8 protein-coding genes are annotated in these 17,424 nt (G+C 57.0%); 4 read left to right on the top strand and 4 right to left on the bottom strand.

The window, feature by feature from the left end:
* Nucleotides 1–4 precede the first annotated feature (4 nt).
* On the top strand, nucleotides 5–799 hold the full coding sequence (locus DSCA_RS03760; protein WP_155315158.1) for an HD domain-containing protein: 795 nt from the start codon (nucleotides 5–7) through the stop codon (nucleotides 797–799).
* A 162-nt stretch (nucleotides 800–961) separates the two neighbouring features.
* On the top strand, nucleotides 962–2,677 hold the full coding sequence (locus DSCA_RS03755) for a PfaD family polyunsaturated fatty acid/polyketide biosynthesis protein (RefSeq protein WP_231716369.1): 1,716 nt from the start codon (nucleotides 962–964) through the stop codon (nucleotides 2,675–2,677).
* Here the strand turns inward: DSCA_RS03755 and DSCA_RS03750 are convergent.
* Entirely contained in the window at nucleotides 2,619–3,194 is a 576-nt protein-coding gene (locus tag DSCA_RS03750) for a hypothetical protein (protein ID WP_155315157.1), read from the bottom strand. The two genes, DSCA_RS03755 and DSCA_RS03750, sit on opposite strands and share 59 nt — an antisense overlap.
* Before the next feature lie 199 nt (nucleotides 3,195–3,393).
* Here DSCA_RS03750 and DSCA_RS03745 point away from each other — a divergent pair, with 199 nt between their 5' ends.
* Together DSCA_RS03745 and DSCA_RS03740 are read left to right on the top strand one after the other, a co-directional pair.
* Complete coding sequence (locus tag DSCA_RS03745; RefSeq protein WP_155315156.1) at nucleotides 3,394–10,056, top strand: type I polyketide synthase; 6,663 nt, start codon at nucleotides 3,394–3,396, stop codon at nucleotides 10,054–10,056.
* Nucleotides 10,037–10,768 carry a fumarylacetoacetate hydrolase family protein gene (locus DSCA_RS03740; RefSeq protein ID WP_155315155.1) on the top strand — a complete coding sequence of 244 codons (732 nt, stop codon included), beginning with the start codon at nucleotides 10,037–10,039 and terminating at the stop codon, nucleotides 10,766–10,768. The genes DSCA_RS03745 and DSCA_RS03740 overlap by 20 nt, the downstream gene beginning before the upstream one ends.
* Before the next feature lie 183 nt (nucleotides 10,769–10,951).
* Here DSCA_RS03740 and DSCA_RS03735 read toward each other — a convergent pair whose 3' ends face one another.
* From DSCA_RS03735 to serA, 3 genes are all read right to left on the bottom strand, one after another.
* The gene (locus DSCA_RS03735) at nucleotides 10,952–12,955 is read right to left on the bottom strand and encodes a methyl-accepting chemotaxis protein (protein WP_231716368.1); all 2,004 of its coding nucleotides are present in this window, start codon (nucleotides 12,953–12,955) and stop codon (nucleotides 10,952–10,954) included.
* A gap of 217 nt (nucleotides 12,956–13,172) precedes the next feature.
* Nucleotides 13,173–15,038: a PocR ligand-binding domain-containing protein gene (locus tag DSCA_RS03730; protein ID WP_167527588.1), complete on the bottom strand. Its 1,866-nt coding sequence runs from the start codon at nucleotides 15,036–15,038 to the stop codon at nucleotides 13,173–13,175.
* 263 nt (nucleotides 15,039–15,301) lie between these two features.
* The gene (gene serA / locus DSCA_RS03725) at nucleotides 15,302–16,882 is read right to left on the bottom strand and encodes a phosphoglycerate dehydrogenase (protein WP_155320297.1); all 1,581 of its coding nucleotides are present in this window, start codon (nucleotides 16,880–16,882) and stop codon (nucleotides 15,302–15,304) included.
* Nucleotides 16,883–17,424 lie beyond the last annotated feature (542 nt).

Genomic DNA, 17,424 nt, shown 5'->3' with positions numbered 1-17,424 from the left:
CGTTATGCGAAACGATCAACTGACTCACCTGAAATCGTGGTTCGCCGACTACGCCCGCTCCTTTCTCACCGGCGAAGCGGCTGCAGACAGCCCGCTGGTGTTGAAAATCGACCACACGGCACGGGTTTGTGAAAACATCTGCCAACTGGGCCGCGCCATCCATCTGACCCGCGGCCAAATGCGTATTGCCGAGGCCATTGGGCTGCTTCACGATGTCGGGCGCTTTGCGCAGTACACCCGTTATGGAACCTTCAATGACCGGCAATCGGCCAACCACGCGGCATTGGGCATTGATGTATTGAAGGCTGCGGGCGTTCTGAAGGACCTGTCTGCCGATGATACGGACACGATCATCGATGCGGTCCGCTTTCACAACGCGCCTGCCCTGCCCCGGAACCGGCCCCCCGAATCCCTGGTTTTCATGCGTTTAATCCGCGATGCCGACAAGCTGGATATCTGGAAAGTGTTCGCCGACTACTACCGTTTCGATCAGCACCCCGAACCGGCCATCGTCCAGCATCTGCCCGACACCCCTGCATGGGATGAAGCCATCGTCAAAGCGATTGCCCGAAAACAGATGGCCGGATTTCAACACATGAAAAACCTGAATGATTTCAAATTGCTCCAACTCAGCTGGGTTTTCGACCTCCATTTCCAAGAAACATTCGTACAAGCCCAAAAAAGAGGCGACCTGGACGCCATCGCCAGGTCGCTGCCCGACAACCGTGCCATTGGCCTTGCCGTTGCCGGTGTGATGGACCAACTGGAACAGATGGCCGCCGGCGATGTAAAAAGATAAGCTTTTCCAATCTGTTATGATCGATGCGCGTATGGATGCCGGGGTTCATTTTTCGAACGGGTTGACAGATGCCGACAGGTCGGATAATTGGGCCTGGTTTAAAAGGCGCATTCAACAACAATTACAGTTTATTAGAAACGACCGGCCAAAAGGGGATACCTCGTGAACCAAACGGAACCATCGATAATCGCCCACGGCTGCTGGAAACCGGACCGGCTGTCGCCCGCCACCGGCCACCAGGCGGTCTGTAAAGCGGTTTACCATCTTGAACGGCCTGTTTACGTACTGGAGATGGACGGCCGTATCGGTGTGGCCCAGGATGGCATCGCCACCCTCGGAACGATCGAACGACCGGCTGCCGACAGCCGCCGACTGCTGGGATGGGCCCCTCCCCTTGCCCTGGAATCCCTCGGTGACCCGGGTTTCAAATCGGACCACGGGTTGCGGTTTGCCTATGTATGCGGGGCCATGGCCAACGGCATCACGTCGGCAGCCATGGTGGAAGCTGCCGGCCAGAACGGCATGATCGGTTTTTTCGGTGCCGGCGGACTGTCCATCGAACAGATAGAATCGGCCATCGACAGGCTTCAATCCAGCCTTGGCCGCCTCCCCTATGGATTCAACCTGATTCATAGCCCCAATGATATGGCCCTGGAGCAAAAAACCGTGGACCTGTACCTGGCCAGGGGCGTCCGCCTGGTCTCCGCATCCGCCTATCTGGACCTGACGACGCCGCTGGTCCAGTACCGCATCCATGGCATTCACCGGAATGACCAGGGCGAAATCATCTGCCCCAACCGGATCATCGCCAAGGTATCCCGCGAAGAGGTCGCCCGGAAATTCTTTTCCCCGCCGGCGGAAAAACATCTTCAACGCCTCATGGAACAGGGCAGCATCACCGCCGACCAGGCTGAACTGGCCCGCCGGATTCCAATGGCCCAGGACCTGACCGCCGAAGCCGACTCGGGCGGCCACACCGATAACCGCCCCGCCCTGTGCCTGTTTCCCACTATGAAAGCCCTGCGGGATGAAATGAGCCGGGCGCACGATTATGCCATGGACCTTCGGGTGGGGTTAGCCGGCGGCATCGCCACGCCCGAATCGGCAGCCGCCGCATTTGCCATGGGTGCGGCATACATTCTTACCGGTTCCGTCAATCAGTCCTGTGTGGAAGCGGACACCTCCCCGATGGTCAAAAAGATGCTGGCCGAATCCCGCCAGGCGGATATCATCATGGCCCCGGCGGCCGACATGTTCGAGATGGGCGTCAAGGTTCAGGTGCTCAAGCGGGGCACCATGTTTTCCATGCGGGGATCCAAGCTGTACGATATCTACCGGACTTACGACCGTTTCGATGATGTGCCCGAGAGCCAGCGAAAACTGGTGGAAGACACGTTCCTGAAATGTTCCTTCGACCATGAGTGGGAAAACACCCGGGCGTTTTTCAGCCAGCGGGACCCGGACCAGGTGGATCGGGCCGAAAAAGATCCCAAACACAAAATGGCGCTCGTATTCCGCTCTTACCTGGGGCGGGCGTCGTTGTGGGCCAAAAGCGGTGAACCGGACCGGGTCATCGATTACCAGATCTGGTGTGGACCGGCCATGGGCGCGTTCAACGAATGGGCCAGGGGATCCATTCTGGAACGGCCGGAAAACCGGAAAACGGTCAGCGTTGCCATGAACCTGTTATACGGTGCCGCCGTGATCGCCCGACTGGGGATGTTGAAAAATCAGGGCGTCGACCTGTCTGCGGTGAAAGACACCCTTACCCCTCTCACCGAAGCGCAGATTCGGTCCCTGACATCATCGCAAGCCGATATCACTGGTTTTTCCTGTGGAGCCTGTCCACCAGCAGGTCCACCAGAGCCGAAATGTTGATGATGCGCACGTTCGGATCCGTTAAAAAGGTCCGGCCGTCCGGCGCCCCGGAATGGATCAGGGTCTCTGCAACCCTTTCCGTGACCCGGTGGCCGGGCGCCGACTCATCGGAGTCAACACTGACGGATCTCCGGATAAGATAGCCGAAATTCGAACCGTTTCGGGTCTCTGCCCGGGGTAATGGACAAAAATAGATACGATAGGGTTGGGGGGGCTCCGTTTTTTGCGATTCCGCCCCGAGCGATCCATTCATGTCGAAAAAGCCCGCTTTTTTCAGCCACGGGGCCAAATCGGCCAGCACCTTCCGGCTGTCCTGCACAGATAATCTCAAATGAGAGATCAGATGCCCGCCCAGAAAAACCTTTAACAAGTCTTTGAAGGTATACTGCCGGGCATAGCCCGATTGCATCCCGCCCAGCGGATCCGGTGGCAGAAAAGATCTTGACCACCTTTTCCAGCGTGCCAGATTAATCTCAAGTTTCTCGGACAATTCCCGATTGGTATAGTAATGAATCATAACGGGTTACCTTAATAAGTTGTTATACCTACCTAACAACCCAAACCCGTCGTGTCAATCCCTTGTATTTTATGCAATGATGAATTATATTCTGCTTTCGGTTTTTTACTTGGCTGAAACGGCCCCAAAGGACCGCGGATCGCTGTTTGCTCCGTCCACGGCCACAAAGACAACACCAACCCCTATCCAGACATAAAAAATGACCACAGAAAAAAGATATGACCAGCAACCGGTAGCCATCATCGGCATGGGCGGCATGTTTGCCGGATCGAGAAACCTCAAGGATTACTGGCGGACCCTGCTCAATGGAATCGACTGCATCAGTGCCCCGCCGGAAACCCACTGCCAGTTGAACGACTATTACGATGCCGATCCCAAACGCCCGGACCACATTTATTGCAACCGTGGCGGCTTTCTTCCCAGCGTGTCCTTCGACCCCACCGAATTCGGCATTCCACCCGCAGCCCTGGAAGCCACGGACACCTCCCAGCTGCTGGGCCTGGTGGCCACCAAAATGGCGTTGTCCGATGCCGGTTACGGCGACGAACGGGACTTTGACCGCGAGCACACCTCGGTGATTCTCGGCGTTACCGGCACCCAGGAACTGGTCATTTCCCTGGGATCCCGTCTGGGGCATCCCCTGTGGCGTAAAGCCCTCGAAGACAAAGGCCTCAGCGACCAGCAAAAATCGGCTATCGTCGATGACATTTCGGACAGTTATGTCCCCTGGCAGGAAAATTCCTTCCCCGGTCTGCTGGGTAACGTGGTCGCCGGTCGCATCTGCAACCGCCTGAATCTGGGCGGCACCAACTGCGTGGTGGATGCCGCCTGTGCCAGCAGCCTGAGCGCCCTTCACCTGGGACTGATGGAACTGCATACCGGCAAAAGCAATATGGTGGTCACCGGCGGTGTCGATACGATCAATGATATTTTCATGCACATGTGCTTCTCCAAAACCGGTGTGTTGTCCCACAGCGGGGACGCCCGCCCCTTTTCCGCAGATGCGGACGGCACGGTGCTGGGGGAAGGCATCGGTATTCTGGTGTTGAAACGGCTCGACGATGCCGAGCGTGACGGCGACCGCATCTATGCCCTCATTCGCGGCATCGGTTCCTCCAGCGACGGCAAATCGCAAAGCATCTATGCGCCGCGCCCGGAGGGGCAGGCCCGTGCCCTGCTGGAAGCTTACCGCAATGCCGGTATTCGACCGGATACGGTGGAACTGGTTGAAGCCCACGGCACCGGTACCCGGGTGGGAGACGAAATGGAATTCACCGCCCTGAAAACGGTGTTCGGCGCGGTAAACCCCAACGGCAACCGCTGTGCCCTGGGGTCGGTCAAATCGATGATCGGCCATACCAAAGCGGCGGCCGGTTCCGCCGGGCTGATCAAATCGGCACTCTCCCTATACAACAAGGTACTGCCCCCCACCATCAAGGCGGACAACCCCGATCCGAAACTGGGTATTGAATCCAGTCCCTTTTACCTGAACACCTCCCCCCGCCCCTGGTTGTCGACCAAGGACCACCCGCGGCGCGGCGGTGTCAGTTCCTTTGGTTTTGGCGGCAGCAATTTCCACGTGGTGCTCGAAGAATACCAGAGCGATAAAAAAGAGATCGCCTGGGATGGATCGATAGAGATCCTGGCATTCTCGGGTCCGGATGCCCGGACCGTCACAGACAGCATTCGGCAAATGGGGGCCCGTTTCGAAGAGGCCGTCGACCCGCTGCAGTTCTCCCGCACCGCAAGGGAGACGCGAACCCGTTTTTCCGCCAGCCATCCATGCCGGCTGATCATGGTCGTGGACACCACCCTTGACCGCAAAATCCTGCAGGAGCGCTTTCAATCGGCCATTGATCTGGTCGGCGGGGGCGAATCGACGGTGTTAACCGCTCAGGGCATCTACTATAGTGCAAAACAGCGGACGACCGGAAAAATCGCATTCATGTTTCCCGGCCAGGGAAGCCAGTATCCGCATATGGGCAGGGACCTGGCCTGCTGCTTTCCAGGCGCCATGGAGGCCGTTGAAACGGCCAGCAGCCAGTTTGACCGGACACCGTCCCTGGGAGAAATCATTTTTCCGCGCCCGGCGTTTTCCGACGACTCGAAACAGGCGGACGACCTTCGCCGCACCGATGTGGCCCAGCCCGCCATCGGCGCGATCAGCCTGGCCATGCTTTCGGTGCTCGATGAGTTCAACCTGCGGCCGGACGCCACCTGCGGGCACAGCTACGGAGAACTGCCGGCACTTTACGCTGCCGGGTGGATCGACCGGAACACCCTCCTGAACCTGAGCGTCACCCGCGGCCGCATGATGGCCGATGCCGGAAAGGACGGCGATGCGGGCTCCATGCTGGCGGTAAAAGCGCCCGTTGACCGGTTGGCGGCAATGGTCGAAGCGATTCCCGGCGTGGTCCTGGCCAACATCAACAGCCCCGAGCAGGGGGTATTGTCCGGAACGACCGAGGCCATCGAGTCGGCTGAGGCAGCATGCGCACAAAAAGGATACCGGGCCATCCGGCTGCCGGTGGCGGCCGCGTTTCACAGCCCATTGGTGGAAGGGGCTAAAAAACCGTTTTCCCGAATCGTGGGTGGGGCGACGTTCACCCCCACCAAAACGCCGGTTTACGCCAACGTGACGGGCGTGCCCTACCCGTCCGACCCGTCACAGGCCGCCAAGCTGCTCGGCCGGCAGCTGACATCGTCCGTTCAGTTTCAACCGATCGTCGAGCACCTGTACGACGCCGGTGTGCGCACATTCGTCGAGGTGGGGCCCAAAGCGGTGCTGTCCGGGCTCGTTCGGGCAATCCTCAAAGACAGGGATGCCACGGTTATCGCCCTTGACCGGTCTTGCGGCAAAAATTCCGGCATCATGGATCTTGCCCATGCCATCGGCCACCTGGCTGCCCTGGGTGTTGACGTGGACCTCAACCGCTGGGAAAATGCGCTTCCGGCGCCGCGGCCTCAGAAAATGGTGGTTCCGCTGTCCGGGGCCAACTACCGGACGCCCCGGAAAAAGAAGCGGTCCCCCATCGCCGGGCCGACGGTCATGCCCCCGACCGTGGATCGTGCCTCCAAGGCTGTATCAACACCAGCCAGGCCTCAATCCCCCTCGACCGCGGACACACGAAAACCCATGAACGGAAACAGACCGGCAACACCCCCGGCCAACACGGTTGCCCCGCAGCGTCCCATCAAGCCGGCTGCCGGAACCCATATGAACGAGGCATTGGCCATCGTCCAAAAGGGCCTGGAATCGATCCAGTCCCTTCAGCAGCAGACGGCCCGTGCCCATCAGACATTTCTGGAAACCCAGGCACAGGCCAGCAGAACCCTGCAGGAAATGATGGCCAGCACCCGGATGCTCGTGGGCATCGCGCCGGGTCATCCTCTACCGGCTGCCACGGACGCCCAACCGCCGGCGGTGACTACGGAACCGACAGCCACCCCACCGGCGCAGGGTGCGAGCCACTCCCCTTCAACCGCCGTTGCCCCTCCCCCGGTTGCCCCGGTCCCTGCTGCTCCGGCCTCTGAAGCAGACGATTCGCCCGAAACCCGGCAACCACCGGCACCGGTCTTCCCCAATGGGACACCGGCCACTGCCCCGGAGGCCATCACCAACACCCTGGTGTCCATCGTTTCCGAACTGACCGGGTATCCCGAAGAGATGCTGGGCATGGACATGGACATCGAGGCGGACCTGGGCATCGATTCCATCAAGCGGGTCGAGATTCTGTCCGCCATGGAAGAACGCATGCCCCACCTGCCCCAGGTCACCCCGGACATGGTCGGCACACTGAAAACCCTCGGACAGATCGGAGCGTTCCTGAGCGCCGGCGCCACGGCCGCTGCCCCGCAGGCCGCGGCAGGTGAACCGTCCGCCGACGATTCACAAACGGTTCAACGCACCCTGGTGTCCATCGTTTCCGAGCTGACCGGGTATCCCGAAGAGATGCTGGGCATGGACATGGACATCGAGGCGGACCTGGGCATCGATTCCATCAAGCGGGTCGAGATTCTGTCCGCCATGGAAGAACGCATGCCCCACCTGCCCCAGGTCACCCCGGACATGGTCGGCACACTGAAAACCCTCGGACAGATCGGAGCGTTCCTGTGCGCCGGCGCCACGGCCGCTGCCCCGCAGGCCGCGGCAGGTGAACCGTCCGCCGACGATTCACAAACGGTTCAACGCACCCTGGTGTCCATCGTTTCCGAGCTGACCGGGTATCCCGAAGAGATGCTGGGCATGGACATGGACATCGAGGCGGACCTGGGCATCGATTCCATCAAGCGGGTCGAGATTCTGTCCGCCATGGAAGAACGCATGCCCCACCTGCCCCAGGTCACCCCGGACATGGTCGGCACACTGAAAACCCTCGGACAGATCGGAGCGTTCCTGTGCGCCGGCACCCCGAAGCCGTCGCAGGATACCGCCGGCCATTCGCCGGCATCCGACCCTCATCCGCAGACCGATCCTTCAGACACCGTCCCTCGCCAGATCATCGATATGATTGCCTCGCCCAAATCTAGCGGCCGTGCCGTGCACATCGATCCGCACCGCTGGATCGGCGTCATGGCAGACGACCGCGCCATTGGGCAAACCACGGTCAGCCGGTTGGCGGAAAACCGCATTGCAGCGCGCCTGCTTTCTTCCACCGCGGTGGACACCCCATCGCAATATGAGGGTATGGCTGGCTTGATCATATGGGGCCCCACCGATCCGGAAAGCGCGTTTCTGGCGGCCAAACATGCCGCACCGGAACTGCGCAAGGCATCGACCGGCGGCGATGCGCTGTTTGCCGTAATCACCGGCATGGACGGCGCCTTCGGGTTCACGGGAAACGCCTTTACCGATCCGGAACAGGGGGCCCTTGCCGGCCTGGCCAAAACCGCCTCCCTGGAATGGGATTCGGTGGTCTGCCGGGCCATAGACCTGGCGCCTGACTTTTCGGCCCCCGACGAGGCTTGCCGGCAGGTTGTTGCCGAACTGCTGACCGTCTGCGATCACGATCCGGTGGAAATCGGGTTGAACCCGGATCGCCGCGTGACGCTGAAGCCGGTTCCAACCCAGACCGTCGACGGACCGATCCGGCTGGACCATACCGATGTGGTCGTGGTTACCGGCGGTGCACGCGGGGTAACGGCTGCTTGTGCCCTGGCCCTGGCTCGCACCAGCGGTGCATCAGTGGCCCTGATCGGTCGCTCGGCCCCCCCGTTTGCCATACCCGCCTGGCTTCGGGAGGCAGACGGTGAAGCGGCCATGAAAAAAGCCATCGTCCGGCATGCCTTTACCGAGACCACGCCGACACCCAGAGCGCTGGAAGCGGAATACCGCAGGCAAACGGCCAACCTGGCCATCACCCGGACGATGGAAGCGCTCAAGGCATCCGGTGTCAACGCCATTTATTACTGCGCCGACGTGACCGATCGGGACAGCCTGAAGGCGGCCGTTGACGCCATTCACAGCCAGATGGGCCCCACCACCGGCCTGGTTCACGGCGCCGGCGTGCTTCACGACCGATTGATTGTGGACAAAACCGTCGAGCAGTTCCGCCAGGTGTATGCCACCAAGGTTGACGGCCTGAAAAACCTGCTGGCGGTCTTTGGCGCGACATCCCTTCGCCACATGATCCTGTTTTCATCGGTCAGCGCGCGCACGGGAAACACTGGCCAGTGCGACTATGCCATGGCCAACGAAGCGCTCAACAAGATGGCCCGGGTGGAATCCATGCAGCGCCCCGGATGCCGCGTCACGGCCATCAACTGGGGGCCGTGGGACGGCGGCATGGTGACCCCGGCCCTTAAAAAAGCCTTTGATAACATGGAGATCGGCCTGATTCCGATCGAAACCGGCGCCCGTATGATGGTCGCGGAAATGCAAAACGGTGATCCCAGCCCCGTGGAAGTGCTCATCGGCAGCATGCTGACCACCGAGGCCGACGAGCGGCCGGACCTGCCCGCCGCCCCCCCCCTGGCCTTGCTGGAACGCCGGGAACTTGACCTTCATCGCTATCCGGTGCTGGCCTCCCATATCATCGGCGGCAAGCCGGTGGTGCCTTTTGCCCTGATCTCCGAATGGATCGGCCACGGCGCCCTGAAGGAAAATCCCGGGTTTTTGTTGCACGGCATCGACGATTTCCGGTTGCTGAGCGGCATCCGTATCGAACAGGAGCACAAGTTGGTCCGCCTCATGGCCGGTAAAGCCAAAAAAACCGACCATGCCTGGCAGGTGGATGTCGAACTGAGAAACGGTGTGAAAAACGGTAAGGATGTAATCCATTCCCGGGCACGGGCGCTTCTGGTGGACCGGCTGCCCGATGCGCCGGTTTACACGGGCAACGGCAAAAACGGCAACCGGGCCTATCCAAAGGATCTGGACAGCGTCTATACGAATATCCTCTTTCACGGTGACCACCTGCGTGCCATCAAGGCCATTGACGACTATAGCGACCACGGCCTGACGGCCCGGCTGGCCAACGCGCCCAAACCCGAGGCGTGGATGCAGGATCCCATCCGGGATCGCTGGATGGCGGACCCCATGGTGTTGGACGGGGCCTTTCAGATGGCCATCCTCTGGAGCTTCGAGCAGACCGGCAAGGTATGCCTGCCCAGTTATGCCCGGGCCTACCGCCAGTATCGCCCGTCGTTCCCGTCAACGGGGGTAACGGCAGTGATGACCGTAACCACGCTCAGTCACCGCAAGATGATTGCCGATTTCACCTTCCTCGATGATGACCAGCAGGTGGTGGCCACCCTGACCGGCTACGAAGCCACCATCGATGAAACCCTCATCCATGCCTTTCAAAACAACGTATTACCATCTGTTATTAAAGACACAAACAATGATCAATCTACCCATTAAAAACAGCCGTGACACCGTCTCCATCAACCCAACCAAGCTGATTGCTTTGGGACTGAACTATCGGGCCCACATTGCCGAAAGCGTTTCGGTCAAGGTAAAGGGGTTTACCGATGAGGTGCCCAGCGAGCCCCTGCTTTTTCCCAAGACGCCCAATGTCCTTGTCGGCCCGGAAGACCCCATCGTCATCCCAAAATTCATCAGGGAATACGGATTCAAGACCCTGCGCACCGACTACGAGGCGGAACTGGCGCTGATCATCAGGGACCGCTGCAAAAATGTCGCCGTCGAAGCGGCCATGGACGTTGTTCTGGGCTACACCTGCATGAACGATATCAGCCAGCGAAACATCCAGAACGGGGACCGCACCGGTTGGTCCCGCGGTAAATCCTTCGACACCTTCGGTCCGATCGGCCCCCGGGTGGTTCTGGCCGCTGACATGCCGGACCCGCATAACCTGGACATCTGCTGCCGGCTGAACGGAAAGACGGTCCAGGAAGGCAATACCCGCCAGATGATATTCAAAATACCCGAGATCATCGCCTTCGTTTCCAAAAATTTCACCCTGATGCCCGGCGACATCATCCTCACCGGCACCCCTTCCGGCGTGGGGCCCATCACTCACGGCGACACGGTTGAAGTGGAAATCGAAGGGATCGGGGTGTTGAAAAACAGCGTCATCGATGAAAATGAGCTGCCCGGTTCCTCCGCTTGAGCAACCGATAAATTTTTTGGGGACAGATGACGCTCTTTTGGGTGGCAACTTGGGCAGATGACATGTGGGACCGGGGAGTTTGTTCCCCGTAGTGCAGGGACCGCCAGGCCGACAACACCCCCGTGGAGGACAAAATAACAGGCAGCGGGAACCGGGCAAGGTTCCCGCTGCCTTCGCAGCAAATCATATCTTGAACTGGTCTACCAACTGTTTGAGGTTCTCCGAAAGCTGGGACAACTCCCTGGCGCTGAGGTTGACCTGGCTGCTACTGGTGGACATCTCATTCATGGACACGCTCACACCGGCAATATCTTTTGAAATTTCAACGGATACCGAAGAGCTCTGGTTAACGTTTTCGTTGACCTCCTGGATCCCCTGTGACGCCTGGGCCACATTGGTGACGATCTCTTTGGTGGCTGCCGATTGCTGTTCGACCGCGGTGGCGATGGTGCCCACCACGTCGTTGACATCGGTAATAACCCCGGTAATTTCAGCGATCTGAGCGACTGTGGTTGACGTGGTCCCCTGAATGCTTTCGATCTTACCCTTGATGTCCTGGGTGGCGGCGGCGGTCTGTTTGGCCAGTTCCTTGATCTCGTTGGCCACGACCGCAAAGCCCTTTCCGGCTTCACCCGCACGGGCCGCCTCAATGGTGGCATTGAGGGCCAGCAGGTTGACCTGTTCGGAAATATCGGTGATGGTCTCGATGACCTTGCCGATGGATTTGGCCGCGGTTCCCAGTTGATCCATGTTCGTCGATGCGGTGGATGCCTTGTTCGCCGCCTCATCGGAGATGCCCCGTGCTTTTTCTGCATTCCGGGCAATCTCGTCGATGGTGGCGGACATCTCTTCGGATGCCGTGGCCACCATGTTGGTGTTGGTGGTACTTTGCTCCATGGCTGCGGCCACATTATTCATGTTGGCGCTCATCTCTTCGGATGCGGCGGATACGGTGTTGGACTTGTCGGACACATTTTCAATGCCCTGGGTCATCTGTTCGGATATGGCGGAAAGCTCCGTAGAGGATGACGAGAGGGTTTCCACACCGCCGGCAATATCCCTGATGATGCCCTGCAGTTTTTCGATGAAGACGTTGAACCAGCGGGCCAGTTCGCCGACCTCGTCCCGGCTGACAGCTTCAAGTCGCATGGTCAGGTCACCTTCACCCTGGGCGATGTCCTTGAGACCGGCCACGGCAGCATTGACTGGGCGGACGATGGAGCGGGCGGCAAACAGGACAACGATGCCGGTAATCAAGCCGGCAAGGAGGGCGACCACGATGTTGGAATTGCGGATGGAAAACGATGCGGCGAGGAATTCAGCCTGATCCTGGGTGGCGCCGATGGACCAGCCGTTGACACCTACCGGGGCGAACCCCGCGATTTTACTGACTCCCTTGAAGGTGTATTCTTCGACGCCGGTATCACCGGCCATCATGTTTTTGTTGATCTCGGCCATCTCACCGATGCCGGAAACATCAAGTTTGAGAACATGCTCGGTTTTTGGATGTGCCAGAATGAGACCTTTCTGGTCAATCATGTATCCATAACCGGTCTGCCCAATTTTACGTTTGGCGACCAGGCTGGTGAAATAATCCGCTTTGATCACCGTCCCCAATACCCCTAAAAACGCACCACCACCGGACTTGATCGGCGAACATGCCATCACGATCGGTTTTCCCGTGGCTTTGCTGATGGTCATCTCGCTGATTATTGCCTGGCTGCTGTTTTTTGCCTTCTGGAAAAAATCACGGTTGGCAATGTTGATGCCCTCATAAACGTCGCCACTTTCGAGAACACCTGTAAAAATCTGGCCTTTGGCATCAGTGATATAAACGCCTTGGTAATGATTTCCCATTTTTGAAAACTGCCGCTTCAGCGACTTGAAAAAAGTTGCGGATTGATTGTTGGAGACCTCCAGTCCCGACACATGGACCGACTCGGCCAGATCCATGATCTGTTTTTGACCGGCCATGGCCGCCGCGGTATTTTTTTCAGATTCAAGGATGTTTTGTGTCAATCGTGCAAGGTCCGATGCAATGCCCTGGGCCTGATTCATCGACACCGCCTGAAGCGCTGTCTCAGATTTAGAGAAGGAAAGATAACCCACGATGATTAAAGGAATCAGGACAACGGTCACGCCGCCCAGAATCAGCTTTGAAGATATGGATTGTAAATTGATTTTCATTTGTCAGGCTCCTTGGGGATCGGATTAAATGATTTGAAAACGCTGCAGAATTCTTCATTTTTGTATTCAGTTGGTGGTATCGACGCCTGAGATGAATCCTTAACGATGAATAATAAGGGGGGTATTGGGGGGTAAAAACACCCTTTTTGTTTAAAGGGCGAGGATAATTAATATGGATGCACTCGTAAAGAGTCGCATTTCCGACGGGTTCGAAAAATTATTCAGCCAATGAAATCAGATAGGTATACAGGTTCACCTTTTTGTTGGTCAAACCCAGTTTTTCCCTGATGTTTTTACGATGCCATTGAACTGAACTGGGGGACAGTCCCAGCAGTTGGGCAATTTCTTTGGAGTTCTTGCCACCACGGATAAAATCGGCAATGCGAACTTCAGTGGGGGTAAAATTGAGGTATTTGGAAAAAACGGTTTGGGAAAATCGAGAAACAATGTCTTTCAGGTTCGTCTCGATGATATTCACGTAGGCTTTGGCATCCGTGCTGAGTTGGCATCCACCCAGTTCTTCGATATACGGAAAGACGAAACGTTTCAAAATAACCAGCATACTTTCTTCCACCGCTCGTTTTTCAACCTCTCGATGATCAAGCGAGGCTTTCAGGGCCTGGTTGACCTTTTCAAGATAGCTTGTCTTATCATCCAATGCGCGTTGGCGGTCCTCCAGCGCTTGGATCATTTTTTTGCGACCGGTGATATCACGAATGATGGCCAGTCCATGGGGGGTGCCGGTGATGTAAAATCGAGTCAGGCTGACCTCCGCATCAAATTGCGACCCATCCTTTCTCTTTAATCGCCATTCGAAAAATTGGGGAACATCGTGAAGCAGCAATTCCAATTTTCGACTGGCTTCATCTTTTGACAACACGCCGTCGGTCTGGGTCCTGGTCGAAAGATCGAGGGGTGACAAGCCAAGCATTTCCTGTCGGGAACTCTTGAACAGGTCCAGGGCTTTGCGGTTGCAATCGACAATCGACTCGTTCTTGAGAATAAAAATGGCATCATTGGCAAATTCAAAAAGCTGGTGGTAGCGCGCCTCGCTGGTGCGCAACGCCTGATCTGCCAGTCTTCGGTCGGTAATGTCCTGAATCGTTTCGATGGCACCGATGACATTGCCGTGGTCATCTTTAAGTGGGGCCGCGGTAAAAAACAGCCATTTCCCGTTCTCTCCAAGTTTGGGAAAGAATTCCTCACCTTCGTAACCATTTTTTATCAATTGGGAACCTTTAAATTTCCCTCCGTAAAGCATGGAAAAATCATAGGTGCCCGCCCTCCTGACAATCAGGTCGGCCATCAATTCGCGCCGTCGGACATAAAAGGCTTCACGATGGTTGCCGGTGCCGATCATATCGGCTGCCGGGATGCCGGTCAGCATTTCGCAGGCCCGGTTCCAGTGGGTGATCTTGCTGTCGGCATCGATGACAAAGGTGGGGATGGGATTTCCCTCAAGAATCTGGGCATATTTTTGGGTTTCTCTCAACCTCCGCCGGGTTTCACGTTTAAGCGCGGCGTTGGTATCAAGAATGGTATTCTTACGCACTTCGAGCTCAATATGGGCCAGTCCCATTTCTCCTATCAATTCTGAAAGTTGCTTCAGATAATGGAGAATTGACTCAACCCGATCTTCCGGAACAATTGGAACCGCCGACAAGGCGGCCATGTACGCATCTCGATCAAATCCCCATTTGGAGGCCTGTCTTTTAAACCGTTCAAGCGTTTCTGCATCGGGGGCTTCGAAGAGGAATTGACCGGTGAAGAGGCTGCCCATGTGACGATCGTTGATAACGATCGGAATGGCTGCGTCGATAAGACCGTGGGGGCAGCGATAAACCGCCTGCCCCCTGCCGCACATCATTTTTTTATAGACACGGGTATCGCTCTGGACACACATTTTTTCTGATTCAGGATTCCGGCGATGAAATTCTCTACAGATGATCTGCCACCCCGAACTGACCAGAATTTTGCCGTCCAGCGAGATAATCGCGGCCCCGATGTTTGTGGCGTTATAAAAAGCATCGAAAAGCGTTTGCATGCGGTCGATGGCGATCAGGTTCTCTAAAAGGAGCGGCATCTTTTTCCCCGGTTTCCTGTTATGCAATACCGACTGATAGCCCACTACAAAAATATCTGATGCAATTCTACCGGACACACCAATAATCATCAAACGTTGATGTTTTTTAAACGGATTGTTTTTTTGCAATATCTTCTGAAAAACGAAACAAGGCAGGGATGGGTGAGCGACGGGGGGGTATCACCCCCGTCGCTTACGGCAGGAAAATTTATTCATCTTGCGCCCGGAAACCGTCTGGTTAGTAACCGAAGCCAAAACAGAGATTACAGTTCCAACGGCGTCACCGAGTTGACCATCTGCGCCGAACGCAATTCTTCGATCACATCGGAGGGGACCGGCGTATCGGTCTGCAGGAAAATGATATTGTGGTCGCCGTCCTTTTCCTGCCCCACGTGCATCCGGCCGATATTGATGTTGTGGCGTCCCAGGGTGGTTCCGATACCGCCGATGGCGCCGGGCCGGTCATGGTTGAAAATCAGCAGGATGTGGCCTTCCGGCACCAGTTCCAGGCGGAAATTGTTGATCTTGACCACTTTGATGTCGCTCCGGCCGATGATCGTTCCGGCCACGACGTTTTCACCGGCATCGGTGCCTACCTTCAGGGTGATCAGATGCGTGTAGTCTTCGGCTTCCGAGGTGGTGGACTCGGTGACCTTGATGCCCATTTCCTTGGCCACCAGCGGTGCGTTGACAAAGTTGACCGCATATTTGACCATGGGGGTGAGCAGGCCCTTCAAAATCGCCGTGGATACCGGAGCCATGTCCATCCCTTTGAAATCACCGGTATATTCAATGGTCAGGGCCTTTACCGGACCATCGGCCAACTGGGCCTGCAGGCAGCCCATCCGGTCGCCCACTTCCATATAGGGGCCGATTTTTTTCAGCAGGTCCCCGGCCACGGAGGGCACATTGACGGCATTGATGACGGTGCCGCTGGTCAGGTAGCTGATAATCTGCCGGGCCACGGCCACGGCAACATTGGTCTGGGCTTCCCGCGTGGATGCACCCAGGTGGGGGGTACAGATGATCCGGTCCAGTTCGAACAGGCGGCACTCGCCGGGAGGTTCGGCTTCGAACACATCCAGCGCCGCTCCGGCCACCCGACCGGATTTCATGGCCTCGTGAAGATCATCTTCGTCGACGATGCCGCCACGGGCGCAGTTCATGATCATCACACCGTCTTTCATCTTGTCGAAGGCGGCTTTGTTCAGCAGGCCGGTGGTCTCCTTGAGCTTGGGAACGTGAACTGAAATATAGTCGGCCCGCCGGTACAGCTCATCCAGGGTCACACTTTCGAAACCGGCCTTTTCAATCTGTTCGGGTGCGACAAATGGATCGTAGATCACCACCTGCATGCGAAGCCCCTTGGCCCGGTCCGCCACAATGGATCCGATTTTTCCGAAACCGATAACCCCCAGGATTTTATTGTACACTTCCCTGCCCTGCAGCTTCTTCTTGTCCCAGCGACCGGCTTTCAACGACAGGGTGCCCTGGGGAATGTTGCGGGTCAGGGCCATCATCATGGCAATGGCATGCTCGGCGGTGGTCACCACGTTGCCCGTGGGGGTGTTCATGACAACCACGCCCCGCTTGGTGGCCGCGGCGATATCCACATTGTCCAGGCCGATGCCGGCGCGCCCCACCACTTTCAGTTTTTTCCCCGCGTCGAGCACCTCCTCGGTTACCCGTGTGGCGCTGCGGATGACCAGCGCATCGTAGTCGCCTATGGTTCCAATCAGTTCCCGGGGAGAAAGCCCTGTGTTGACATCCACATCGATGCCTTCTGTCTCTTCGAAGATCTGAATTCCCGCGTCACCGAGGGCATCGCTGACAAGCACCTTGATCATTTTTCCGTTTCCTCCATGGTCTGCATGTAAGTGAACTGCTGTCTGTTTCCGCTGAAAACAACTGACCTGCGCTTTAATTATTCTGATAATGCCGCCACCCGGCCTTTCCCCGGATCGATTCCATTCAAATGCCATACATGTATTTATTTAAGGGAAACCGTCTGATAATGACGAACTGGATAGGTCACTGCCGCCTGAGTCCGGCACGAAGGGTATATTTCTTCGATTTTAAAAGGAAAGTCAAGGTGCAAGGCAAATTCGTGCTTATTTCATCAAAACCAATTTAAATATGTTTACAAGTGGTTAAAACCTTATTTGTTCTGTTTTTTACACCTTTTTTATAAAATTTTGATGATTTCATAAGCTTTTTTCTCCCACCCGTCAGGGCATGGATGGTCAACCGGTAAACGGTGCGATGCCGTGGACGAACAATTAGCCGCCCTGATCGGAGAAAAGCGGTTTTCCGCTCCCCCATCTTCAGGATGGTATGTCAGGATTGAAAGAAGCCGCCGTTTATGCGATGACACTGCCCACAAAAG

It is taken from the genome of Desulfosarcina alkanivorans (assembly GCF_009688945.1).
In the GTDB taxonomy this organism is placed as follows: Bacteria; Desulfobacterota; Desulfobacteria; order Desulfobacterales; family Desulfosarcinaceae; genus Desulfosarcina; species Desulfosarcina alkanivorans.
This window is presented reverse-complemented; position numbering and strand designations above follow the sequence as displayed.

Bases quoted from the DNA above. Each gene is read 5' to 3' on its own strand.
- DSCA_RS03760 (WP_155315158.1), top strand. From the start codon at position 5: ATGCGAAACGATCAACTGACTCACCTGAAATCGTGGTTCGCCGACTAC.
- DSCA_RS03750 (WP_155315157.1), bottom strand. From the start codon at position 3,194: ATGATTCATTACTATACCAATCGGGAATTGTCCGAGAAACTTGAGATT.
- DSCA_RS03745 (WP_155315156.1), top strand. From the start codon at position 3,394: ATGACCACAGAAAAAAGATATGACCAGCAACCGGTAGCCATCATCGGC.
- DSCA_RS03740 (WP_155315155.1), top strand. From the start codon at position 10,037: ATGATCAATCTACCCATTAAAAACAGCCGTGACACCGTCTCCATCAAC.
- DSCA_RS03735 (WP_231716368.1), bottom strand. From the start codon at position 12,955: ATGAAAATCAATTTACAATCCATATCTTCAAAGCTGATTCTGGGCGGC.
- DSCA_RS03730 (WP_167527588.1), bottom strand. From the start codon at position 15,038: ATGCCGCTCCTTTTAGAGAACCTGATCGCCATCGACCGCATGCAAACG.